This is a genomic window from Paraburkholderia sp. BR10882 (assembly GCF_040948855.1).
Classification (GTDB): domain Bacteria; phylum Pseudomonadota; class Gammaproteobacteria; order Burkholderiales; family Burkholderiaceae; genus Paraburkholderia; species Paraburkholderia nodosa_A.
In genome coordinates this window covers 25,620-48,326 of record NZ_JBFPKP010000002.1, presented here as the reverse complement: position 1 = coordinate 48,326, position 22,707 = coordinate 25,620, and the positions used below count along the sequence as shown (strand labels likewise).

Sequence of the window (22,707 nt, the reverse complement as noted above, 5' to 3'; positions counted from 1 at the left end):
GGCACGCCGGGTGCGCTTCATTGAATGCGTACGGGGCGGTGGGGGCTACTTGAGTATCATGACGACGACCATGCCCCAGATCGTCAGCAGCGTATTGCCGACCGCGTATGTGACGGTGTAGCCGAGCCCTGGGACCTGGCTTCTCGCGGCGTCGCAAATCATCCCCAAGGCTGCCGTTGTGGTGCGGGCGCCGGCGCAACAACCCAGCACGATTGCGGGATGGAACCTGAACACGTACTTCGCGATGAACATGCCTAGAATCAGCGGAACCGCGGTCGCTAAGATGCCCCACAGAAAGAGGCTGACGCCGAGTTGCTTCAGGCCGAGCACGAAACCGGGTCCCGCCGTGATCCCCACCACGGCGATGAACACATTCAGTCCTACGGAGTTCATGAACCAGATCGTGGGCTCGGGGACACGTCCGAATGTCGGGTGGATGGCGCGCAACCAACCGAACACGATGCCGGCGATCAAGGCACCGCCCGCCGTTGAGAGTGTCAACGGAACGGCCCCGATATTGATGGTGATCGCGCCAACGAGTGCACCGATCGTGATCGCCAGCCCGACGAAGGCAACGTCCGCGGCATTGGTCGCCCGGTCGAGCGTGCCCAGTGCTTTGGCTGCTGCAGTCGTGTCCTGGGTCCGGCCAACGAGCGTGATCGTGTCGCCGCGGTGAAGCTGCGTGCTGGGAAGCACGGGAATCGGCGTCTCGGTCGGGCCGCGCTTGATTTTGCGGATGAAGACGCCTCGCGCTGCGGGAAGCGTGGACAACTGCTGAAGTGTCTGGCCGTCGACATCCTTTGTGGAGACATAGACATCGACTCCCTCGGCAGGAACCGCGAGGAGTTCGGCGTCGTCGATCTCCGCCCCGTTAGCGCCCAGCGCGGACACGAGCTGGTCGCGGCGCCCGGCGACAGCCACGACGTCACCCGTTGCAAGGACATAGTCGAGCCTTGCTTCCTCGATTGCGGTGCCGCGTCGGATACGTTCGATAAACAGACGCATGCCCTCGGTCTCCAGGGCTTCGACCTGGCGGACGGTCAGACCGACGAAAGGGCTCTCGCCCGAAATGCGAAATGCGCGCAGTTCGTATTGGTGCCACGCGCTGCCCGCGGTGATGAGCTGCTGTGTGCCGCCGAGGCTGGCTTCGTATTCCTTGCACGCCTCGACGAGATCGATGCGCAGGAGCTTCGGGCCGAGTTGGGCGAGGATGATGGCGGAGCCGACCGTGCCGAATATATAGCTGACGGCATAGGCGGTCGGCATGGCGTCGAGCAACGCCTTCGTTTGCGGGGCGGGCAGTCCGAGTCGGCCGATGGCGTCCGTCGCCAACCCCATCGACGCGGAAATGGTCTGTGAGCCAGCGAGAAGCCCGGCGGCGGAACCGACGCCGTAACCGGCGATTTTGGCGGCGGCAATGGGGGCGGCAAGACACAGGACGCACTGGACAACCGAGAAGAGCGCCTGAGGAATGCCGTCCTTGGCGATGCCTCTGACGAACTGCGGGCCGACTCCGTAACCGACGGCGAACAGGAACATCAGAAAGAATATCGACTTGACGTTAGCGGAGATGGGAATTCCCAGTTGCCCGATAGCGATGGCCGCAAGCAATGTCGAGGTGACGGCGCCGAGACTGAAGCCCCGATAGCTCTTTCCCCCCACCCAATATCCGATCCCCAGCGACATAAAGATCGCGATCTCAGGATGGCTGCGCAGCGTTGATACCAGCCAGTTCATTTTGTGATCCTCCGTAGCATGTACTTCAAGAAGTCAATGAAAAGAAAACAACGTTGCATTCCTAAATAAAAGATCAGGAACATGTCTGGGCTCACTTCGATTGCGGCGGCTCCATGGGGACGCCATGAGTGCCGCTTCCCGCATTAGATGCCACGTGAGGATCGTGGGCGCCTCGCGATTACATTGGCAGTTCGCGAGGAGGCAGTGCCATCGAACGCTGGCGTGGGGAATCGCGGGCGTGCGTTGGGCGCGTATGAGGTGGATGCTCTTCGCGAACCGAAAGAATCAATTCGCCGCTCAGACCGTACTCACGCCCGATCGATAGCAGCCTGTCCGCCCACTCCCAGACGCCGTAGATGTCGTGAACGTTTTGCAGACAGATCAGCAGTGCGACAGTGCGTTTGTCGTAAATATTGATCCCGGCATGCAACAAAGCCTTGCACAATGCGGCGACGCCGGCGTCCATGTAGCGGGGCCAGCCGATCCCGGACCCGGGCAGGTAGCGTACCGGAACGCCCTCCATCGCGGATCGGTAGTCGGACGGCCGGATGAAGCTGCCAACAGGACACCCGCCGCATGGACCGCGGTACGCAGCGCCTCCGTTGGCGAGAACCCCGGTGCGGCGTTGCGAAAGCAGGTGATTGACGGAGCGGTCAAAGATTTCCTGATCGCTCAAAAATCGGATGGCGCGCATGGCTGACCTACTGAACACAGATCACGCTTAGATCGACGGTTCTGCGATAGACGCTCCGGTTGAGCCACGGGACGAACGTGTACTCGACATACGCGTTGCTGCCCACGAAAATCCATGTATGTAGCGTACTGAACATCTTGGACTCCTAACGTAGACCGGAGATCATGGGGTCATCGAATGCGCGGCGGTGGAAGCTGGATTGCTTGCCGTCGATGACACCAAAGGTACGCGTGCAAGGCGAGAAAAACCATCGTACGAACGGGTGGCGTGGTTCTTCATTCGCGTGAGCGGTTCATACAGGGGTATGCCTGGTTCGTCCGCACCGGGGTGCTGCAAGGGTGCCGGCGGGAGCGGGGCGTCGCAGGTCGTCAGGAAGCGCGGAGTCTTTCGACAAAGAGAGTGACGGCGTGCCACTCACGTTGGCTATACGAAGATATAGTCGTCTCAGACTAACGCCTTAATCCGGCAATCACTTGCACGTTTGTCGCCGGGCAGGCGCTGCGGTATTGTTCATTCGTCGCTATTCGTGGGGCGTCATTCGGTTCGCCTGTGCAAGCTTTCAAGCTGATAAAGCCACGAGACTCGATTTGGCCGCATTGACAATGGGGCCTGACCAATCGGCCGAGAGGACCGCACGAAAGACCTGAAACAAGGAGAAGCCGTTGAGTTCAGGATCTGGCTTGACTTCGACAAAAGGCGCGTCCGATGGTCCACCGTCGATGGTGTACGTGATCGACGATGATGAAGCGGTGCGAATCGCACTCAAGGCACTTCTGCGCTCTGCGGGATTGCATGTGGAGACTTTCTCAGCCTGCCGAGAGTTTCTCGCGTTCCCGAAGCAGTGCGTGCCGAGTTGCCTGATTCTCGATGTCAGGCTGCAGGGTGAAACGGGTCTTGCATTTCAGAAGGAGCTTGCGAAAAGCGAAATCCGGATGCCGATTGTGTTCATGACCGGATACGCCGACGTTGCGATGTCAGTCAGAGCCATGAAGGCCGGTGCGTTCGATTTTCTCGCCAAGCCGTTTCGGGACCAGGAGATTCTCGATGCCGTGACCGACGCCCTGGCGCGCGACGGCGAGCGCGTGCAGGCCGAACAGGCACTTGCTGCGCTGCGCGCTTCCTATGCTTCGTTGACCGTACGCGAACAGGAGGTCGTTCGTTATGTCATCTCGGGCCTGATGAACAAGCAGATTGCCGCGCAGATGAAACTCAGCGAAGTAACCGTGAAGATTCACCGAGGGCACGCGATGAGAAAACTGGCTGCGCACTCCGTTCCGGATCTCGTCAGAAAGGCGGAAGCACTTGGTCTCAAGCCACAAGTGGACGGACCCTCTTGATCGCGTTGCCGTGTTCAGGGCGTTGCGGCGCCATCGTGCAGGGCAGGACGAACTGTTCGGAGGTTACGGATTGCCCTGAGGCGGGGGCTGCTTCAACGCGAGGCTGAGCCAGCGCACCACGTCATCGGCGGCAACGGGCTTTTCGAGCAGGACCAGTGCGCCGTTTTCGATGACTTCGGCGTGCAGGTCAGGCGTTGGAAAGGCGGTGATGAAAATGGTGGGTGGTGCATTCCCCTGGCCACGAAGCCGGGTATGCAGCGCGACGCCGGACATGCCGGGCATTCGTACATCGGAAATCAGGCAGGAGGTGTCTTCGACGTGTCCGGACTCGAGGAACGCTTCGGCAGATGCAAAGGTGCGTACGTTCCAGCCCAACGAACGCACAAGGTTCGCAGTCGCGATACGGACTGCCTCATCGTCGTCAACGATCGTAACAACTTCAGACGTATCCACGAGAAAGACCCCGATCGTCGATAAGAGGAAAAGGTGTGCGGACGATATCGGCAGCGCATTGCGAAGAATAGTACGCGCATGCCGGAACAGGAATAATACGAATGTATGTAGCACACGTAACGGAGTGCCAGGCATTTTCGGATACTTCTCTGCGGTGGTCGCTCGTGCGCCGAGCTTTGCCGCTCGTCACGGCGGCGACGCGTTTGCTAGTATAAAAAGCGTGCCCTGACGCGAAACGAGAACTACACGGAAACAGCAAGGCGTCGGCTCGCAAAGTCCGCCTGACAATCGGGTGTTGAGAACGAGAATTCCTGCAAGGAGGTCAGATGGAGCAACGCAAGGAACTGAGCGGCCTGACTAACGAGCTCTTTCGGCAAGTCGTGGAGGCGGCTCCAAACGCCATGGTGATGGTGGACCGTGCCGGCAGAATCGTTCTCGTGAATGCGCAGGCGGAGAAGCTGTTCGGATATGCGCGTGCGGAATTGATGACGCGAGGTATCGAAGCGCTCGTGCCCGAGCGCTTCCGGTCCGGTCACCCGGATTTCCGGAGCGCCTACTACACTGACCTGAAAAGCCGCCCGATGGGGACCGGCCGCGACCTCTACGCAATGCGCAAAGACGGCTCCGAATTCCCCGTCGAGATCGGACTCAATCCGGTCTCAACCGACGAAGGCACGTTCGTGCTGGCAGCGGTCGTCGACATTACCGGGCGCAGGAGGCAGGAGGAACGCTTCCGGCAGGTCGTGGAAGCGGCGCCCAACGCAATGGTCATGCTGGACCGCGATGGCCGGATCGTCCTCGTGAATGCGCAGACTGAAAAACTATTCGGCTATCCCCGCGATGAACTGGTTGGCCAGAATATCGAGGTACTCGTTCCCGAACGTTTCCGTTCCCGCCACCCGGACTACCGTGACGCGTTCTACAGCGACCTGAAGACCCGTCCGATGGGTGCGGGCCGGGATCTTTTCGCGCGGCGCAGGGACGGCTCGGAGTTTCCCGTCGAAATAGGCCTCAATCCCGTCTCCACCGACGAAGGTATGTTCGTCCTTGCCGCCGTCGTCGACATTACCGAGCGCAGACGTCTCGAGGAGCGCTTCCGGCAGGTGGTGGAAGCGGCGCCTAACGCCATGGTGATGGTGGACCAGGACGGCCGGATCGTTCTCGTGAACGCACAGACGGAGAAGCTCTTCGGCTATCCGCGCAATGAGCTGATCGGGCAGAGCATCGAAGCACTCGTCCCGGAACGTTTCCGTGGGCGCCACCCGGAGTATCGCGTTTCGTTCTTCAATAATCTGACGAGCCGCCCTATGGGGGCCGGGCGTGACCTCTACGGGCTGCGCAAGGACGGCTCGGAATTTCCAGTCGAGATCGGCCTGAATCCGCTGTCGACCGACGAAGGGAAATTCGTGCTCGCGGCCGTGGTCGACATCACGTCGCGCAAGCACGCGCAAGAGGAATTGCTGAGAAAAACCGACGAATTGGCCCGCTCGAACAAGGACCTCGAACAATTTGCCTACCTGGCTTCTCACGATCTCCAGGAACCACTGCGGGCAGTTGCCGGCCCCTTGCAGATGCTGCAGATGCGATACAAGGGGCAACTGGATGGCCGTGCCGATGAGTTCATTGCACACGCGGTGGATGGCGCGACGCGGATGCAGGCGCTCATCAATGATCTGCTCGCCTATTCGCGGGTCGGCCGCTCCGACGACGCGCGCCAGTTGACTGACTGCGCACAGATACTCGATCAGGCGCTCAAGAGCCTGAGTGTCATGATGGAGGAAAGCGGCGCCGAGGTGAGGCGGGAAGCGTTGCCCACCCTGGTGGCTATTCCGACGCACCTCGCGCTCCTGTTCCAGAATCTCGTCGGAAACGCCATCAAGTTCCGCGACAAGGCGCGTCCTGTCCGGATCGACGTGGGTGCGAGACGCGAGGGCGCGGGCTGGCTATTCTGGGTCAAGGACAACGGGATCGGTATCGATCCGCAATACTACGAGCGGATTTTTCTGGTCTTTCAGCGCCTGCACACGCGCGCAGAGTATCCAGGCACCGGGATTGGCCTCGCGCTGTGCAAGCGAATCGTCGAACAGCACGGCGGCCAGATCTGGGTCGAATCTGTTGAGCAGGAAGGCGCGACATTCTTTTTCACGCTGGGCATCAAGAACGCGATATGACACCGCTCACGAAAGTGAGGAGACAACTATGATGCTTTCCGGAAACAGCGAGCAGATGTTTCATATCCTGATGGTGGAAGATAGCCCCACGGACGTCATGATGACGCGTGAGGCGCTGGATTACTACAAGGTGCTCAATCCGCTACACATTGCGGAGGACGGCGTGGAAGCGATCGAGTTCCTCAAACGCGAGGGAAAATATGCGCACGCGCCCCGTCCCGGCCTGATCATCCTCGATCTCAACCTTCCGCGAAAGAGCGGCCAGGAAGTGCTTCAGGAACTGAAGACAGATCCCGAATTGAAAAACATTCCGGTCGTCGTGCTGACAACCTCCAAAGCCGAGGAGGACGTGGCGAAGTCATATGGCCTGCACGCCAACTGTTACATCACCAAGCCCGTGGATTTCGAGAAGTTCGTTCAGGTCGTGCGCAGCATCAACGACTTCTGGCTTGGCGTCGTGACGCTGCCTCCCGCTAAATCGTGAACATCGATCATGAAATACATATCCTCCTGATCGAGGACAGCGCGACCGACGCACTGTTGATCGACAGGGTGCTCGAGGACGTGGTGGAGTTCAAGTATCACGTGGTGCGCACCGAGTCCATGGCGGAGGGTGTCGCGCGCGCGCGAATCGCGCATTTCGACGTGGTGATCCTCGACCTGGGGCTGCCAGACGCAAACGGGGGGCTCGACACCTTCAGGAAATTCCAGCAGATGGCGCCCGACATGCCGGTGCTGGTTCTCACCGGGCTGGACGATATTTCGGTCGGTCTGCTGTCCATCCAGCACGGCGCACAGGACTATCTCCTCAAGAAGGATATCCGCGCGTCGGAACTGAGTCGCGCGATCCGTTACGCAATCGAACGCCATCGCGTCGCGGTGGAGCTAAGGGCGAGCGAGGAGCGCTTTCAGCTCGCGGTGAGCGGGGCGACGGCGGGGTTGTGGGACTGGAATCCGCAGACGGGCGCGATGTACTTTTCGCCTCATTTCAAGGAAATCATGGGCTATGAGGAAAGCGATCCGCCCAATGAAGCGAGCGTTCATCAGGAGGCTATCCATCCGGACGACGTCGATCGAGTGACGGCGTGCCTGACGGCGCATCTGGAGCACAAGAACGTCTACGACGTCGAATATCGCATTCGCACCATCGCGGGGGACTACCGATGGGTTCAGTCTCGCGGGCAGGCGCTGTGGAATAATTCCGGTCAGCCCTATCGCATGGTGGGCTGGATCATCGACGCAACGGAGCGAAAACTGGCCGAAGAGGCGCAGCGCGATTCACGTGAGCGGGCGGCGGACGCGTTGCAGCAAACCCAGGCCGATATGGCGCGCCTGAACCGCGTCTTGATGCTCGGCGAAATGGCGGCCTCGATTGCGCACGAGGTCAAGCAGCCCGTGTCCGCCGTCGTCATGCACGCGACGGCGGGACTGCGCTGGCTGGATGCCCAGCCCCCGGAACTGGAGGAGGCGCGGCAGTCGCTGAATCACATTCTCAAGCAGGGCAACCGGGTCGTGGAGGTCGTTGGCCACGTGCGATCGCTCGTCAAGCAGGCGCCGCCGCGCGAGGATCCGGTCGATATCAACGAGGCCATCGTCGAAGTGCTTGCGCTGATCAACGCCGAGTTGCAGAGGAACAGCGTGCGCTTGCAGACACGGCTTTCCGCAGACCTGCCGCCTGTCCGCGGGGATCGTGTCAAGGTGCAGCAGGTGATTGTCAATCTTGTCATGAACGCGTCGGAGGCCATGAGCGGGGTAAGTGACAGGCAACGCGAGCTGACGATCGTCACTGAGCGGCGTGATTCGAACGAAGTGACCGTCGAGGTCTGGGACACCGGTTCTGGACTGCCCCCTGGGAGTCCAGACCAATTGTTCCGCTCGTTCTACACCACCAAAGCCAACGGAATGGGCATGGGACTCTCCATTAGCCGCTCGATTGTCGAAGCCCACGGCGGACAACTATCGGTAACGCCTCGTGAACCGCACGGTACAGTCTTCCGTTTCACGCTGCCGATCGAGGCGAATTGAGGCGAATATTGCGCAATCGCCGAAATCCGTGCCGTTGCCAGTTGCAGATTCATCTTCAGGGAAGGCTCCACCCATGATAGTCAGTATCCCGACGATCAGCGCGAGCTTGCGCGAACGCACGGCTTTGCTTGCAGCGAACCCGACAGCCGTGAACGAGCGCATGTATGAGACGCTGATGAGCGTCGAAGGTTACGAGAATCTGATGCCATCAGTCAGGCAGGACATTGCAGCGTCGATCGACTTGACGGCCGGTTTGTGGTTCCAGTCGCTTCTGACGGGTCGCCCACCATCGGCGGACGACATGGATCGCTTCCGCGAATTCGGCCGCCGACGCGTTCACCAGCGCGTACCGCTGCAATCCGTGCTGCGTGCCTTCCGGCTCGGATCGCGCGAAATCTGGCGCACTTACATTGCGCTGGGCGAGGACGATGGAAGCCTCGTCGACGAATTGCTGTTCGTCATCTCGCCGTATCTTTTCGACTTTTTTGACGTCATGGCGCAGAGCATCGCGCAAAGCTATCTCGAAGAGCAGTATCAACAAGCGCGCTGGCGTGAGGCGTTGCGTCATCAGCTTTACAACATTGTCTTTTATACACCGGATGATCACGACGGCTTTCGGGAAACAGTGGAGGCGTTGGGTCTCGATTCCACTGCGCCACGCGTGGCGCTCGCCATCGACATCGAACTACCCGAGCATACGTCGTACGAACGTGAACGGGAACTCGACCGCATCGCACTGGCGTCAGCGCGTCATCTTGCTGCCGCGCCAGGCGATCTGGTGCGGGCGTGGCATCGTGGCAGGCTGATTCTGTGGGCACCCTGCCTGCGAGGCGATTCGATCAACCGTATCGATCGGCTCACGGCAGAACGGGCCGGTGCGCTGGCGGCTGCGGTGCCGGAGCTTCATCGTATCGGCGTTGGCCTGATGAACGAAGGCGCGTCGGGTTGGGCGGCCACGGTCGACGAAGCGATCCGGGCATTGGACTTCACACCCAAAAGCCAGGGGCAGTCGCAGGTCGCAATGTATTCTAGTATCCTCATTGAAGAAAGCGCGCGTCTCGCATCGAACGCGCGGCGCTACCTCGTCTCCCTGCTCGAACAGCTAGCCAACGAGCCTGAGCTGGTGGCGACGCTGCAGACCTATTTCGAGCAGGGGCAGCGGCGCGGCCAGTCAGCGGCCGCCCTTGGCATTCATCCAAATACGCTGAACTACAGGATGGAACGCATTGAGGCGCTGCTTGGGGCGAGCCTCGACGACGTCGGCTGGATTGAGAAGCTCGACATTGCTCTGAAGCTGCGTCGGGCGCCGACGTGAGTCCTCGTTCGCAGGCAACTACCGTCACGTCGTGGGCTGGGATATCGTGATTCGAAAGATCAATTTGGATTGCGAACCGATGAGCGGGTAGAAGCCACTGTGGCCTTTGCAGGCATCCACGGACCGATAAATGCGCATGTAAGAGGTCAACGCCACTTCGAGGATGATCCTGTTTACGCATTCACGGTGCTCTTCTTCTCGACAGTGCCCTTCAAGTGCGCGAGCCGCAAGGTCGATCCCAAACGCGTCGGCCGGACGCACCCATACCCGGAGCGCCCTGGCGACGACTTGTTGGGTGTGAGGGTTGCCGTACTTTTCGTTCAGATATAGCGTGCCTGGCACGTGGAGGCGCCCAGTCTCGGCTGCCACGAGGTAGACCTTCAATCCGTGGGTTTCAAGCCTCATAAGGTGACAAATATTCGTTTGCTCACAAAACACCGTTGAAACTGACCAGGCAGAATCATTCTGACCTGTGATAGGCTGTATAAATATACAGTGTTTTTTGGGGCGGAAAATGGGACGGGATCATCGTCACTTCCCTCCGCTCACGGCGGCGGAACTGGCTGAAATCTACGACCGGAATCCCTTGCCCGTCGTATTGCGGTTGCTATGGGAAATCCACCGGTTGCGCTCCACCATCAGCCGGGCGAACCAGATCCGGCTCACGATCGGCACGCGCGTCGGTAAGGCGAATACGCCTGCGGGCATGTGGGAGCGTTTCGAGCAGGAACTCGACGCGGAGCCGTGTTTGACCGATCCGCTCACGGCGCGTCAAAAGGGTTTGCTGCATGAGGGCGAGCCCGAAGGGCGGCTGCGGCGCAGGCGGCGCAACGGCGATTGATCGTTGGCCTGCGCAGCCGGCTTGGTGAGATAGAGGGTGCGCTCGAAAATGCGGCGTGCGGGGTTTCGTCTCCCATCATGTGGGTTCCCGCAAGGTCGCCAACCATTCGTATGGCACGCTGAAATTTGGCTGTAAGTGGTCCTTGTTAGAGTCTACGAAAGCAGTTGTCTTTCGTGGCAGTCAACACAAGAGCGACTTCTCATGGCTATTGTCCGCGCGTGCTGGTTCGTTCTGGCGCTGCTTCTCAGTGCTCCCGTCTGGGCTTACCAGACGCGTGTCGTTTCGATCCCTAGCGCCGCGATGCAGCGCTCGTTCGACGCGACCGTCGTCTTGCCCGACGACTACGCGCGTGGCAACCACGCCTCGCGCTTTCCGGTGATCTACGTGCTGCACGGTTCGGGCGGCAGTTATGCCGACTGGACCTCGAACACCCGCATCGGCAAGCTCGCCGACCGCTATCACGTCGTGCTCGTGATGCCGGACGGCGGTCACGAGAGCTGGTATATCGACAGCCCGTTCGATCGGAGCAGTCGTTATGAAACCTATGTGGGCAGCGAGGTCGTGTCGTATATCGACACGCATTTCCGCACGATCGCGATGCGCGAGGCGCGGGCGATCACGGGTTTGAGCATGGGCGGATTCGGCGCGCTGCGTATTGCGCTGGACCGGCAGGAAACGTTCGGTGCGGCCGGCAGCATTAGCGGCGCTGTCGATCCGCGCAACTGCGAAGACGAGCCCGGCATCGATCACGTATTCGGCGACCCCGCGCGACACGCGTCGTTCTGGAACAACAATGCGATCGTGGATAGCGCGCAGGACTTCGCACACGCCCATATCGCGCTCACGATCGACTGCGGCGTGAGCGACTTTTTCGTACAGTCGAACCGCACGCTGCATGAAAAGCTCGTCGAACTAGGCGTGCCTCACGATTACGCGGAACGTCCAGGCGGCCACACGTGGTCCTATTGGTCGAACTCGATCCGCTACCAGGTGCTCTTCTTCGCCACGGCGTTCCAGCGCGCCGGCTGGCATCCGCAAGTGGCGTAACGCATCATGAAGCGCGCGCTTGTCCGGTACGCGCGTGTTTGCCAACACCCTTCCGGGGCGATTCCGTCACATCATTCCCCTCGGACCCCTGCCCGATGCCGGGCACCGCGCTTGCTGCAGTTGATTCTGCAGGGGCGGGCGCGTAGATCCGTCCTGCTCAACCAGATGCCGGGCATCAGGCGACCGCACGCGGCGCCGGGGCGCGGCGACCACCCTTGAGCCGGGTTGCACCGGATGCAGGAGGACGTCATGCTTCAATACGCTGTCATTTTCTTCATCATCGCGATCATCGCGGCCGTGTTCGGTTTTGGCGGCATTGCGGCGGGTGCGGCATCGATCGCCAAGATCCTGTTCTTCATCTTCCTCGTGATTTTCCTCGTCACGTTGGTGCTTGGCGTCGTAAGAAGGGGCTAATAGCGAGCCACGCTAGTGGCAGTCGAATCGCAGCCCGCGCACGCGGGCTGCATTTTTGTATTCGACGGATGCCTTCGTGTCATTCGTATTGCGAATTAAACAGCCAGGCTTGCAGCCGGAGGCATCACGCGATCGTATCCACCACGCCGCCATCCACACGCAAGGCCGCGCCCGTGGTCGCGGAAGCCTCTTTTGAGCATGCGTAGACGATCATGTTCGCCACTTCCTCCACGCTCGCCGCGCGCCGGATGATGGAAGAGGCGCGATTCATCTGCACGAACTGCGCGGCGACTTCCTCGACGGTCTTGCCCGAAGCGGCCACTTCGTCCTTGAGCATGTGCGTCACGCCATCGGAAAGGGTGGGGCCCGGCAGCACCGAATTGACCGTGACGCCTGTGCCCGCAAGGCGCTTGGCGAGGCCGCGTGCGAGTGAGAGTTGCGCGGTTTTCGTCATGCCATAGTGGATCATGTCGGCGGGAATGTTCAATCCCGATTCCGACGAGATGAACACGATGCGCCCCCAGCCGCGCTTGACCATTGCATTCGCATAGGCGCGCGAGAGCCGTACGCCCGACATCACGTTCGTTTCGAAGAAGCGCAGCCACTCGGCATCGGGAATCTCGAAGAAGTCCTGCTGCTGAAACACGCCGAGATTGTTCACGAGGATGTCCACCTGCGGATGCGCCTTCACGAGCGCGTCGCATCCCTGGGCACTGGAAAGATCGCCGACGAAGCCCTGCACCCGCGCGCCGGGCGCAGCGGTACGCAGCGCCGCCTCGGCTTCGCGCACGTTTTCGGTGTGACGGCTGCTGACGATCACGTCGGCGCCCGCGAGCGCGAGGCCCTTGGCCGCGGCAAGGCCGATGCCGGCAGCCGAGCCGGTGACGAGCGCGAGTTTTCCAGTCAGATCGATTTTCATGCGGGCTCCTTGAGGGGGAAGGCTGGCCGCGCTTTCCAACGCGCGTTGAATGCGTATCGAACGTCCTGGACGCAACGTCGCGCGCGGCCATCGTGAAGGGAACGGGCAGTGTACTGCGTGGGCGCTTCGGATGCGTTCTCAGGCGCCTCACGCACCCATCGCCGGATCGCTCACGCTGTCCCTGCCGGTTTCTACCCGGCCCGCGAAGCGCCTTAGCACGCCGTTCTCCGCGGTCAGCGTGAAGTCGTACCAGCCGCCCGAATCCGCGAGCGCCCAGTTCGACTGCACCTGTTCGCCGGCGCGCAACGCGTAAGTCCAGGGCCCGTCGCTGCGGTAGGCATTGGCCGCCACGCTCACGTTCGAAGCTGCGCTCGCGCGATTCGCGATGCTCAGCTCGAGTGCATTGCTCGCGGCGTCGTAGCGCACGCGCACTTCGGGATTGGGGCCATGCGCGGCCGCGCGCACATTACCCTCGAAGGCGCGATGGAAACCGTTCGGGCCAAGCACCCACAGGTGGTAGGCGCCGTCGTCGGCGGCGCTGGGCGTCCACGTGTCGCGCAGTGTCTTGCCGGCTTCGACGGTGTAGCGGCGGGGCGACCTGTCGAGATGAAGCGTGTCGTACACGTGGAAGACGGCGCCGGCGTTGCCTTCGTTGCCGAACGCCAGTTGAACCTTGTGATGACGCCCGTCGACGCTCGCATCCACGTTGAGGCGGTACGGCAGTGCGCGCGATGGCCGCGCGCGGCGCGCCTGCTGCGGCATGGCTTGCGTGCCAGGCTGCGGCACCGGCACGGGCTTGAGCGCGTTCTGCTGCTTGTTGAGCGCATCGGCGTCGGCCTTCGTGGGTGCGGAAAACGCCTGCACGGGCTTTTCATTCGGCGTGCTGAAGTTGAACGCCGAGGTGAAATCGCCGAATACCGCGCGCCGCCACGGGCTGATATTCGGTTCGCGCACGCCGAAGCGCGTTTCGATGAAGCGCAGCACCGACGTGTGATCGAAGACTTCGGAGTTCACATAGCCGCCCGTGCTCCACGGCGAAACGACGATCATCGGCACGCGCGGCCCCGGCCCGAACGGCAAGCCGTCTGGCTTGACCGGCTTGCCGTCGCCGGGAGGGTTCGGCATGGTGAAGTATTCGTGGCGCGTAGTGGCCGTGGATTTGCCTGCGTACTCGCCGTCCTTGATGGGCGAGGGTGGGCAAGGCGGCGGCATGTGATCGAAGAAGCAATCGTTCTCGTCGAAGTTCACGAAGAGCACGGTCTTGCTCCAGATGTCCGGGTTGCGCGTCAGCGCCTCGAGCAGCCGTTGAAGATAGTACGCGCCCTGGCCCGGCGTCGAAACGGCGGGGTGTTCGGAATAGGCTTGCGGCGCGATGATCCAGCTCACCTGAGGCAGCTGGTTTGTCGCAATGTCGTCATTGAGCGCCTGCAGGAAGCCGCCGTCGGGCATGGTATTGCCTACCCCTTTATAGAGCGGCTCGCGTGCGTCGAGCGCCTGGGTCCACGGCAGGTTGGGCGAGCCATCGATCGCCTCGAGCACCTTGCGATAGTTCGCGAACCCCACAAGCGGATTGTCGGTGTAGTTATCGGGCTGGTTTTCGTACACTTTCCACGTCACGCCTGCGGCCTGCAGGCGTTCCGGATAGGTGGTCCATTTCAGGCCCGTGGACGGCGCGCCGATGTTGTCCCAACCATTGTTGTCGACCACGGCATAAGGCGAGGCCGTAGGGCCGTTGGTGCCGGTGAACAGAAAGAGCCGGTTCGCATTGGTGCCGCCATGCAGCGAGCAGTAGTAGGCATCGCAGATCGTGAAGGCGTTGGCGAGCGCGAAATGAAACGGCAGGTCGGAGGCCTGGAAATAGCCCATCGAGGCGTCGCCCTTGAACTTGGGCCAATGCGTCATGCGGCCGTGGTCCCAGGCCTCGTGGGCGTCGGCCCAATTGTGCGCGCCGCCCGCGAGCAACGCGTTGCCCTTGCGGCTGTCCAGGTAGAACGGCATCAGCGTGCGTGTGCCGTCGCTCTGTTGCCATACATTGGCGCCGTGGGGCAGGGGAATCGTGATGCGGTCCGAGAAGCCGCGCACGCCGGGCAGCGTGCCGAAGTAGTGGTCGAACGCGCGGTTTTCCTGCATGAAGACGACGATATGCTGCACGTCTTCAATCGTTCCGGTTGCATTGTTGGCAGGAATGGCCAGCGCCCGCTGAATGGTGGGCGAAGCCAGGCTGAGCGTCGCGCCCGCGGCGGCGGCGCGAAGGAAATCACGGCGGTCCATCGAAGTCATGGTGTGTTCGCGTTGTTGTCGTTGTGCTCGCGACCATCAGCATGACACGTTGGCGCCGCCGCGGGCGTCCGATGAACGGTTACGGGTGCGCGTGCGCGCCCGTCAGAGCTTCACGCCTCCGGCCTCCGGCGGCTCGCGCCCCGGCTCGTCCAGCGGCAGGCTCGCGGCGTCGTCGCTCCAGTAAGGCTCCCGGCCGAAGTACTGGTGCACGGAGCTGGCCCAGGTGCGATCGGCCATCGAGGGCCACTGGCCCTTGTCGAAGCCCGGTGCGTTCTTCACGCGCTCGGAATTGAGCGCGATGACGAAACATTTGCGTGCCGCGTCGAGCGTGAGGGCATTCCACGGCACCGCGAGCAGCTTGTCGCCAATGCCCAGGAAACCGCCGCTCGACATCACGATGTAGGCAATGCGGCCGCTTTCCACGTCGAGCATGATTTCCTTGACCTTGCCGACTTCGTCGCCGTCCGAACTCATCACGCGGTCGCCGTCCAGCGTACTGGCCGCCATCACTTCGGGGCCGGGGCCACGCGTGTCCGACTGGTCGCGGCCGACGATACGAGCACCGTCGCCGCTGCGCGGCGCCGAACCGATTGGGGTTTGCGAGTAGGTCATGACGTTCTCCTTTCGGTTATCCAGAAGACTGCGGAAGTTGATGGCGCAACCATGCGCCATGGCGATCGTGGTGGCTTGAAGGAAGATTCACTTGCTCTTGCCGCCGCCGTCCAGGCCCGCGCCTTTGCGCCACACTTCCTTGCCTTGCTCGGAGAGCTCGCCGCTGCTGTGGGTGGCGTCGGGTTCGGTGCCGTGCACGGCCATATCGCCGCCCGGCGGCTCTGTGGCGCCCTTCTTCTCGCGCTTGCGTTGCGCCACGCGCTCGTCGTGCGAGCGGCCTGCGTATTCACTCATTTCGACCTCCCTTGAATATGCGCACCGCATCGCGGCGCAATGCGGCTAGGGTTCGATCCCATGCCGGCCCGAAATGGACCGGCCACGCCGATTAGGAGCATGGGTCATGCCGTGACGCGCAGGGCGCGGCTATCGATCGAGAACCGGTCAGGAGGCCGAATGAAGGAAGCGACCGTGAGTGGTCGCGTTGCGCGCCCCGAGCGTCAGTCGCTACAACGACGATGTAAATCGTTCATGCGGTGGACAAGGCTGGAGCGCGTCACGGTGTGGCGACCCGGTGGAGGATGTCGAGCAGTTGCGAAACCGCGAAGGGCTTGCGCAGGAAGCCCACGACGTCGGCGTCGGGGGGCAGGGTGACGAGCGCCGAGACGAGCACGAGCGGCACGCCCGCAAGCTTGCTGCTGCGCCTCATTTCGCGCATGAGGGAGAGACCGTCCATGCGCGGCATCATGCAGTCGGAGATCACGACATCGGGAGGGTCGGCGAGTGCGCTTTGCAGGGCATCCGAACCGTCTGCGGCAGTTCTGACGCGATAACCTTCCTGCCCGACCAGTTCTTTGAGCGCATCGAGCGCGTTTGTGTCGTCGTCGACTAGTAATACGGTAGCCATACGTCTCTTGCGTGAGCGGCCCGGCCGATCATGGCGGCTGGGCCTTTGTTCTTCGCGATCGCGTCGCCGCGGGCCGAGGGTATCCGGCGGCCGTCCCGCAGCGCGCAATTTCTGTTCCTGCGGCGTGCAGGAACGATCCTCGCCCGGCATCGTTGCCGCTTCGGTCGTCATCTTCGCGTCGCCGCGCCCCGTTGGGCGGTCGAGCCGCGCGCGCCCAGTTGCGCCGCGACGATGAGTGCCGAGACTTCGGGAAAGCTGCCGAACGCCTCGTCCGGCAAGCGGCGCAAAGCGTCGATCACGTCGCGCGGTGCGCCGCTGCGCTCGGCGTTTTCGATCAGCGTGGCGGGGTGCGCGGGCCAGGTGACGCGTTCGAGAGCGTGCAGCACACGATCGCTCAGCGCCTCTGCATTCGAACGCGCCTCGTCTGGGGTGTCAGCTCGTGTGGCCTCGCAAGCGGAAGCAGGCTTCATCGGCTCCTCCTTCGAAGATCTTGACGGCTCGCGCAGTTGCCGTTCCCGGCGCCTTGACCGGCGCGCGCCCCATTTACAGGCAGGGAAAGGACGTGACCGCGCGCACGTCCTGTCGGGCAATCTGGCTGCCGTTCAGGCGGGAAGCTTGTCGGCGAGCACTTCGGCGCGGCGGATCTGCGGCGGCGCGGCCAGCAGTTCGCCCGCGCGCGCCATCAATGCCGCGGCCACCTGGCCGTTCAGATGCGCGTTGCGGCCGGCTTCGTCGTCGAATGCATCGAAGATCGCAAACGTCGTGGCGTCGAAGCGCACGCCGAACCAGGCTGGCGTGCCGGGCTCCGCATCGACCAGCGGTTTCGCGCTCGCGAGAAATGCCGCGAGGTCCTCTTCCTTGCCGGGCTGCGCGTGCAGCTCGACGTACAACGCATGCTGGGTCATGACATGGCTCCTGTTACGTCGTGGCGACTCAGGCATGGTCGCGGTCCTGCGGGGCGTTCGTCAAGCGGCGGGAGGGCGCGGCGGGCTTTTCTCGCTTGCCGTGCGAAGATTACGATTCGTAGTCCAAATAGAGTCGCGTGGCGTCGCGGTTTTGTCTGACCATGCCGGGTCACCGCCGCGCGACGGCTGACCAGCCATGCGGTCTTGCATCTCCACGTTTCATGCGGCCCTCTACGCGTCGCTCGGCTGGCTCTCACTGCGTTGCCGCCCGCCTGAGCGCCCCGTGTACAGCTACCGGTTCGTGACCCTGGCGGCCTGGCTGGGCGCGTTCGCTCACGCGCCGCGCCTTTCTCGCCCAGGCGAGCGCATCGCTCGATGAATTGCGCGTGTTGACGCTCTCCGTTCGCCGCAGCGCCGACGCTCACGCCCGCGACTCCGGCGAAGAGCCCCACGACGGACTGACGGTCAGCGCCGGCGTCGATGAACTGCAAGCGCCAGACTCGCTCGCCACCTTGATGGCGCGCGCCGACGCCGCGCTCTATGTCGCCAGGTCACGCGGGCGCGACCGCGTCGTGGCCATCTGACAATTCCGTCGGTCCCCTTCGCGCGATCTATGCGTGATGAATCAACGCTCGCGTCCTTTCGCGGCGCGACGGGCAATCCTTGTCGAAACTCCATGCGCTACGCATAGTTGCGCACTGCGAAGGCTTAACAGCGCTGTTTTTAAACGATAATTATCAATGGCGCGACCGACGTTGCGTGCAGCGTGAAGGCGCTTTCGCTGCATGACGTATAGGGTCCAGGTGGCCTGCGTGGCGCGCCTCAAAAATTTTCGGGCGGGCGTTTCTTCCCTTGTAACCAGTGGCGATCACGCGAAGCGGGATTCGTGCGGATATGAAGGCGCCTGCTCCCGGCGCCCCGCGCCCGCATTGGTTTTCTCTCAAGCGCGCTCTGGCGCCGCCGGCCGTGACCACTCCCCGCCGCGCGCCGCGACTCACGCGCTCGCCAGTCATTGCATCACCCACATTCATAAGTCCGCTGCCGGAATGCGCACGTCAGGCCTCATCGCGCGTGTCGTTTCGTTGCGGACACATTACGGGCCTGCCTTTCGGAATCCTTCCTGACCAGACAAGTCGCCTCCGGGGCCGGCCTTTAACCACAAGGAGCCTGAGATGAAAGTTGGCAGCAACTGGCGTAACGCACATAACAACGACGCGGCATTGCCCGCATTCCTCGCAGCACGTGTCGATCGCTACTACACCGAGCGCGTGCAGGAAAGCTGGGCCGGGGGCCACATTATGAAGGGCCGTGTTGCCGATGCTGATGCCTTGCACCTCTCGAGTAATGATTACCTTTCGATTGCGCGCCACCCAGAGATTCTTGATGCAATGTGCATGAGCATCCGCAAGGAGGGCAACGGGCTTCTGATGTCGGGTGTCTTCCTCCACGGCGACGACTGCCCGCAACTCGCGCTCGAAGACCGCTTCGCGTCATACATGGGGGCTGAAGCGAGCGTGCTGTGCCAGTCGGGTTTTGCCGCGAATACGGGGCTGATCCAGTCGATCGCCAATGCGCAGACGCCGGTGTACGTCGACATGATGGCGCATATGTCGCTGTGGGAAGGCATCCGCAGCGCCGGCGCGCGCGCGATCAGTTTCTTCCACAACGATGTCGATCACCTCGAGCAGCGCATCCAGCGCTACGGGGCCGGGATCGTGATCGTCGATTCGGTGTACAGCACGAACGGCAGCGTGGCGCCGCTCACGGCGATCGCCGAAGTGTGCGCCGAGCACGAATGCGTGCTGGTCGTCGACGAGTCGCATTCGCTCGGCACGCACGGCCCGCACGGTGCGGGCATGGTGGCCGAACTCGGGCTGATCGACCGCGTGCATTTCCGTACCGCGAGTCTTGCGAAGGCGTTTGCCGGCCGTGCGGGCATCATCAGCTGTTCGCGGCGCTTCCAGGAGTATTTCAAGTGCGAGGCGCTGCCCGCCATTTTCAGCTCGACGCTGCTGCCGCATGAAACGGCGGGTCTCGCTGCGACGCTCGACGTGATCGAGCGCGAAGACTGGCGGCGCACGCGCGTCGCGGCCAACGCGCGTTACGTGCGCTCACGGCTTGCCGATCTCGGCTACAACCTGAACGGCAGCGAAACGCAGATCATCGCGCTGGAAGCCGGGCCTGAGCCGCAGACGATCATCCTGCGCGACGCGCTCGAAGCACGCGGCATTTTTGGTTCGGTGTTCTGTGCACCTGCCACAGCGCAGAACCGCTCGCTCGTGCGGCTCTCGCTCAATGCGGCGCTGTGCGAGGAGGAACTGGAGCGGCTCGTCGAAGTGTGCGCGGAAATTCGCGACGAGGTGCAGATGTGGAACTGGCCGTCCACGCGCCGCAACGAACGCAATGCGGGTCGTGCGCGCGTGCGTCTGCCGCAGGCTGTGGTGAACATGCCGATGGTGGCTGTGGCGGCCTGAGCCGTGCGCGATTGAGGCAGCGTGGAGCGAGACAGCGGTAGCGTGGGGTGCGCCCGATTATCAGGGCGAGTCCCACGCCGCCTGGATCTCGCGGTCCAACTGGTCGAGATGCCGGTCGTAGGGCAGCACGTTGTCGAGCGCGAGCCCCGCCGGCTTCTTCACCAGGGCGTAGAGATAGCGGCGGTCGCCGTGAAACTCCGATGCGGGGTGCATATACGGCTGCCATTCGATGCACTGCGACGGGTAATAGCCTTCCGTGCGCCAGAAATACGGCAGGCTGCGACGGCTGTCGAGCTCCGCGAGAAAGCTGATGGGCGCACCTTGTTCGACGGCGATTTCGCGCACGCCGCGCAGCGATTCGTCGGTGTGAATGACGAGCAGGTATGCGGTGCCGACACCGTCGAACATCAGGAGTCCGTGCGGTTGATACGAGAGATAGTGCTCGACGATGCCCAGTGAATCGGCAATGCCCTTCACGTGCGCGGCGAGCGCATGATCCTTGAGGAATGCATATTCGGATACGGCGAGCGCGTCGAGCACCGTGCTGCAGCAGCGGTCGAAATACGCACGCTGCATATCGTCGATCGCCTGGTTCAGCGTTTCCACCGCGTCGACTTCATGCTTGCGGATGAAGCGGTCGATCAGCCCTTCGTTGAAGCTCTTTACGGCCACGTGCTCGTCGGCTTTGCCGGTCAGCACGATTTTCCTGATCGACGGGTCGGTAATGCGCCGGCAAAACTCCATGCCGTTGAGTTCTGGCATGTCGTAATCGACCACCACGACCGAAACCGACTCGAAGCGCGAGGCGTTATGTACGAGACTACGTATCGCATCGACGCGCATGGCGATGACCTGGTGCGCATCGTTTTCTTCAGTACGGTCCAGATAGGGGCTGAAGATAGGCTCCGCCGCGCGGTCATGCGGCGTACGGCCATTGAGGAATTTCAGCGCCTCAGAGGGCGAACTGAACAGGCGGAAGGCCAGGTCGGGGTCGAGTTGCAGGCTCAGGTTCGAAAGGAACGCGGCGCTGTCGTCGACGAAGGCGACGGTGGTCGGATAGGAGAACGGCTGAATGGCTTTCGTCATGGCGCAGGGAATGTCAAAACGAACTCGGTGTATTCGCCTTTTACGGAAGAGCAGGTGATCGCTCCACCCATCGCTTGCATGACATCGCGGCAGAATGCCAGCCCGATTCCTGCTCCGAGCGTCACGTCATCGGTGGCGGTTGTCGAAGTATAAAAGCGCGTGAAGATGTGCGGCAATACCTCAGGGGAAATACCGGTGCCCGTATCGCTGAAAATTAAACGATTGGCCCTTTGCCCTGATTCAAGACGAATCGAAATCTGCGCGCCTTCGATGCTGCCCATATGCCTGAAGGCATTTTTGAGCAGATTGAAGAGCACGTGAACGGTAAGCATCTCAGATCCGTGGAATTCGAAATCGGGGCGCAGATTGCAGATTACCCGACGCCGGTCGCCTTCGCGAAACGGAAAACGCGCGAGTGCGGTTTCGACGCAATGTACGATCGAACACATCGTTGCGTTTTGCATGTTGCCGCCCGTGAAGCGGGCCGTGGCGAGCAGCATGTCGATGATCGCGTTCGAATGCAGTGCTTCCTGTTCGATGCGGCCTGCCACGCCTTGCAGGGAATGCAGATGCGCCACGCGTATTTTTGGCACGGGCAAGCGGCTGCGCTGGGCGAGTTGATAGGTGTCGAGCAGCGCGGGCAAATAGCGCATGAGGCCAGCGGCGCCCACGCGTATCGCCACGAGCGGCGTGCGCAGTTCGTGCGCCACGCTGCCCGCCGTGGCCAGCATGGCGCGCTCCTGTTCGATCTGAATGCGGTCCTGATCGTAATTGGCCACCGCACCGATTGCCACCGCGAACGAAAAGATCGCCAGATGGGTGAAATAGTTCGGCCCGAGCACGATGGGGTAGGTGGTGAGGCAGTAGGCCACCACCGCGAGGCTGATGCCCACGAGGAACTGCAGCACGAGCATGAGCCAGTCGAGCAGCAGCACCATCACGAACGCCGCGATCAGCGCGCTTTCCACCCACACTTCGTTGCCGTTGTTCTTGAGCAGCATGAACGTGAAGAAGAACGGCAGTGCGTAGAGCGTGCAGAAGTACCAGTACCACGGCAGCAGCTTTTTCAGCGCGGCGGGCCAGCGCTCGAACGCCAGGATCGGTATGAACAGAAACGAGCCGATCAGGCGCAGCGTGAGATTTTCATACGGCTGAGGAAAGAGGTCTTTCCAGACGTAGTAGTAAAGCGGGAAGCCCACGCTCGCCACCACGGCGAGCGGGCGCATGCGGCGCTTCACGTATTGCAGGTTGCGCAGCGCGGGCGCGAAGGCGCGCACGAAGCGCGGACGCATCGACGCCCAGGCTCGCCTCAGTCGCACCGAGGTTCTTGAAACGTTCATCAGAATGGAATCGCTCATCGTTCTGGCCGGCGCGCATGTCCCGCCGGTCTTCTTGCGTCTCGCTTTTTTTGGTGCCCCGTTTTGCCATTGGGTTCGCGTGGTCGGACCCCGTCTCCACCGCGCAAAGAAAGACAATATCACCAAAGGATTGCA

Annotated in this window: 22 protein-coding genes and 2 pseudogenes; 11 read left to right on the top strand and 13 right to left on the bottom strand. The window is 62.0% G+C overall.

The features are described from left to right. Positions 1-45 precede the first annotated feature (45 nt). The 3 genes and pseudogenes from aspT to AB3X99_RS05150 all read right to left on the bottom strand — a co-directional run bounded on the left by aspT (position 46) and on the right by AB3X99_RS05150 (position 2,567). Positions 46-1,737: an aspartate-alanine antiporter gene (gene aspT / locus AB3X99_RS05160; RefSeq protein WP_368616290.1), complete on the bottom strand. Its 1,692-nt coding sequence runs from the start codon at positions 1,735-1,737 to the stop codon at positions 46-48. A gap of 283 nt (positions 1,738-2,020) precedes the next feature. Further along, positions 2,021-2,431 (bottom strand): annotated as a pseudogene (locus AB3X99_RS05155) (hypothetical protein); the annotation flags it as partial. A 7-nt stretch (positions 2,432-2,438) separates the two neighbouring features. After that, positions 2,439-2,567 (bottom strand): hypothetical protein, encoded by a 129-nt coding sequence (locus AB3X99_RS05150; RefSeq protein WP_368616289.1) that lies wholly within the window; start codon positions 2,565-2,567, stop codon positions 2,439-2,441. A 583-nt stretch (positions 2,568-3,150) separates the two neighbouring features. On the opposite strand from AB3X99_RS05150, the gene AB3X99_RS05145 reads away from it, so the two are divergent. Then, positions 3,151-3,768, top strand: coding sequence for a response regulator transcription factor (locus AB3X99_RS05145; protein WP_254332262.1), 618 nt, complete (start codon positions 3,151-3,153; stop codon positions 3,766-3,768). Positions 3,769-3,831: 63 nt separating this feature from the next. Here AB3X99_RS05145 and AB3X99_RS05140 read toward each other — a convergent pair whose 3' ends face one another. Beyond that, complete coding sequence (locus AB3X99_RS05140) at positions 3,832-4,221, bottom strand: response regulator transcription factor (protein WP_368616288.1); 390 nt, start codon at positions 4,219-4,221, stop codon at positions 3,832-3,834. 326 nt (positions 4,222-4,547) lie between these two features. Between AB3X99_RS05140 and AB3X99_RS05135 the strand changes: the two are divergent. The 8 genes and pseudogenes from AB3X99_RS05135 to AB3X99_RS05100 all read left to right on the top strand — a co-directional run. Continuing rightward, positions 4,548-4,940 (top strand): annotated as a pseudogene (locus tag AB3X99_RS05135) (PAS domain S-box protein); the annotation flags it as partial. Continuing rightward, positions 4,923-6,392 carry a PAS domain S-box protein gene (locus tag AB3X99_RS05130; RefSeq protein ID WP_368616711.1) on the top strand — a complete coding sequence of 490 codons (1,470 nt, stop codon included), beginning with the start codon at positions 4,923-4,925 and terminating at the stop codon, positions 6,390-6,392. The pseudogene AB3X99_RS05135 and the gene AB3X99_RS05130, both read left to right, overlap by 18 nt. 31 nt (positions 6,393-6,423) lie before the next feature. Then, positions 6,424-6,876, top strand: coding sequence for a response regulator (locus AB3X99_RS05125; protein WP_368616287.1), 453 nt, complete (start codon positions 6,424-6,426; stop codon positions 6,874-6,876). Then, the gene (locus AB3X99_RS05120; RefSeq protein ID WP_368616286.1) at positions 6,873-8,417 is read left to right on the top strand and encodes an ATP-binding protein; all 1,545 of its coding nucleotides are present in this window, start codon (positions 6,873-6,875) and stop codon (positions 8,415-8,417) included. Before AB3X99_RS05125 ends, AB3X99_RS05120 begins: the two co-directional genes overlap by 4 nt. A gap of 73 nt (positions 8,418-8,490) precedes the next feature. Then, positions 8,491-9,732 (top strand): PucR family transcriptional regulator, encoded by a 1,242-nt coding sequence (locus AB3X99_RS05115; RefSeq protein WP_368616285.1) that lies wholly within the window; start codon positions 8,491-8,493, stop codon positions 9,730-9,732. A gap of 514 nt (positions 9,733-10,246) precedes the next feature. After that, positions 10,247-10,573: a hypothetical protein gene (locus AB3X99_RS05110; RefSeq protein ID WP_141710740.1), complete on the top strand. Its 327-nt coding sequence runs from the start codon at positions 10,247-10,249 to the stop codon at positions 10,571-10,573. 201 nt (positions 10,574-10,774) lie between these two features. Continuing rightward, on the top strand, positions 10,775-11,620 hold the full coding sequence (locus AB3X99_RS05105; protein WP_342947120.1) for an alpha/beta hydrolase family protein: 846 nt from the start codon (positions 10,775-10,777) through the stop codon (positions 11,618-11,620). A gap of 249 nt (positions 11,621-11,869) precedes the next feature. Next, complete coding sequence (locus AB3X99_RS05100) at positions 11,870-12,034, top strand: DUF1328 family protein (protein ID WP_028210724.1); 165 nt, start codon at positions 11,870-11,872, stop codon at positions 12,032-12,034. A gap of 124 nt (positions 12,035-12,158) precedes the next feature. Here the strand turns inward: AB3X99_RS05100 and AB3X99_RS05095 are convergent, their stop codons facing one another. The 7 genes from AB3X99_RS05095 to AB3X99_RS05065 all read right to left on the bottom strand — a co-directional run bounded on the left by AB3X99_RS05095 (position 12,159) and on the right by AB3X99_RS05065 (position 17,654). Beyond that, a complete protein-coding gene (locus tag AB3X99_RS05095) occupies positions 12,159-12,953 on the bottom strand; it encodes an SDR family NAD(P)-dependent oxidoreductase (RefSeq protein ID WP_368616284.1) in 795 nt (264 codons plus the stop codon). Positions 12,954-13,100: 147 nt separating this feature from the next. Continuing rightward, positions 13,101-15,233 carry a phosphocholine-specific phospholipase C gene (locus tag AB3X99_RS05090; protein WP_368616283.1) on the bottom strand — a complete coding sequence of 711 codons (2,133 nt, stop codon included), beginning with the start codon at positions 15,231-15,233 and terminating at the stop codon, positions 13,101-13,103. A gap of 102 nt (positions 15,234-15,335) precedes the next feature. Beyond that, positions 15,336-15,845: a PRC-barrel domain-containing protein gene (locus tag AB3X99_RS05085; protein WP_368616282.1), complete on the bottom strand. Its 510-nt coding sequence runs from the start codon at positions 15,843-15,845 to the stop codon at positions 15,336-15,338. 87 nt (positions 15,846-15,932) lie between these two features. Then, entirely contained in the window at positions 15,933-16,139 is a 207-nt protein-coding gene (locus AB3X99_RS05080; RefSeq protein ID WP_342947124.1) for a hypothetical protein, read from the bottom strand. Positions 16,140-16,398: 259 nt separating this feature from the next. After that, a complete protein-coding gene (locus AB3X99_RS05075; protein WP_069266090.1) occupies positions 16,399-16,749 on the bottom strand; it encodes a response regulator in 351 nt (116 codons plus the stop codon). Positions 16,750-16,916: 167 nt separating this feature from the next. Beyond that, positions 16,917-17,219, bottom strand: a complete 303-nt coding sequence (locus AB3X99_RS05070; RefSeq protein ID WP_069266089.1) for a DUF2795 domain-containing protein — start codon at positions 17,217-17,219, stop codon at positions 16,917-16,919. 132 nt (positions 17,220-17,351) lie between these two features. Further along, on the bottom strand, positions 17,352-17,654 hold the full coding sequence (locus tag AB3X99_RS05065) for a putative quinol monooxygenase (RefSeq protein WP_368603472.1): 303 nt from the start codon (positions 17,652-17,654) through the stop codon (positions 17,352-17,354). Positions 17,655-18,040: 386 nt separating this feature from the next. Between AB3X99_RS05065 and AB3X99_RS05060 the strand changes: the two genes are divergently transcribed. Together AB3X99_RS05060 and cqsA are read left to right on the top strand one after the other, a co-directional pair. Continuing rightward, complete coding sequence (locus AB3X99_RS05060; protein WP_368616281.1) at positions 18,041-18,238, top strand: hypothetical protein; 198 nt, start codon at positions 18,041-18,043, stop codon at positions 18,236-18,238. Positions 18,239-18,826: 588 nt separating this feature from the next. Beyond that, the gene (gene cqsA / locus AB3X99_RS05055; RefSeq protein WP_368616280.1) at positions 18,827-20,128 is read left to right on the top strand and encodes an alpha-hydroxyketone-type quorum-sensing autoinducer synthase; all 1,302 of its coding nucleotides are present in this window, start codon (positions 18,827-18,829) and stop codon (positions 20,126-20,128) included. Positions 20,129-20,188: 60 nt separating this feature from the next. Here cqsA and AB3X99_RS05050 read toward each other — a convergent pair whose 3' ends face one another. Then, a complete protein-coding gene (locus AB3X99_RS05050) occupies positions 20,189-21,214 on the bottom strand; it encodes a response regulator (RefSeq protein WP_069266085.1) in 1,026 nt (341 codons plus the stop codon). After that, a complete protein-coding gene (locus AB3X99_RS05045) occupies positions 21,211-22,572 on the bottom strand; it encodes a sensor histidine kinase KdpD (protein ID WP_256094820.1) in 1,362 nt (453 codons plus the stop codon). The genes AB3X99_RS05050 and AB3X99_RS05045 overlap by 4 nt, the downstream gene beginning before the upstream one ends. Positions 22,573-22,707: the final 135 nt, after the last annotated feature.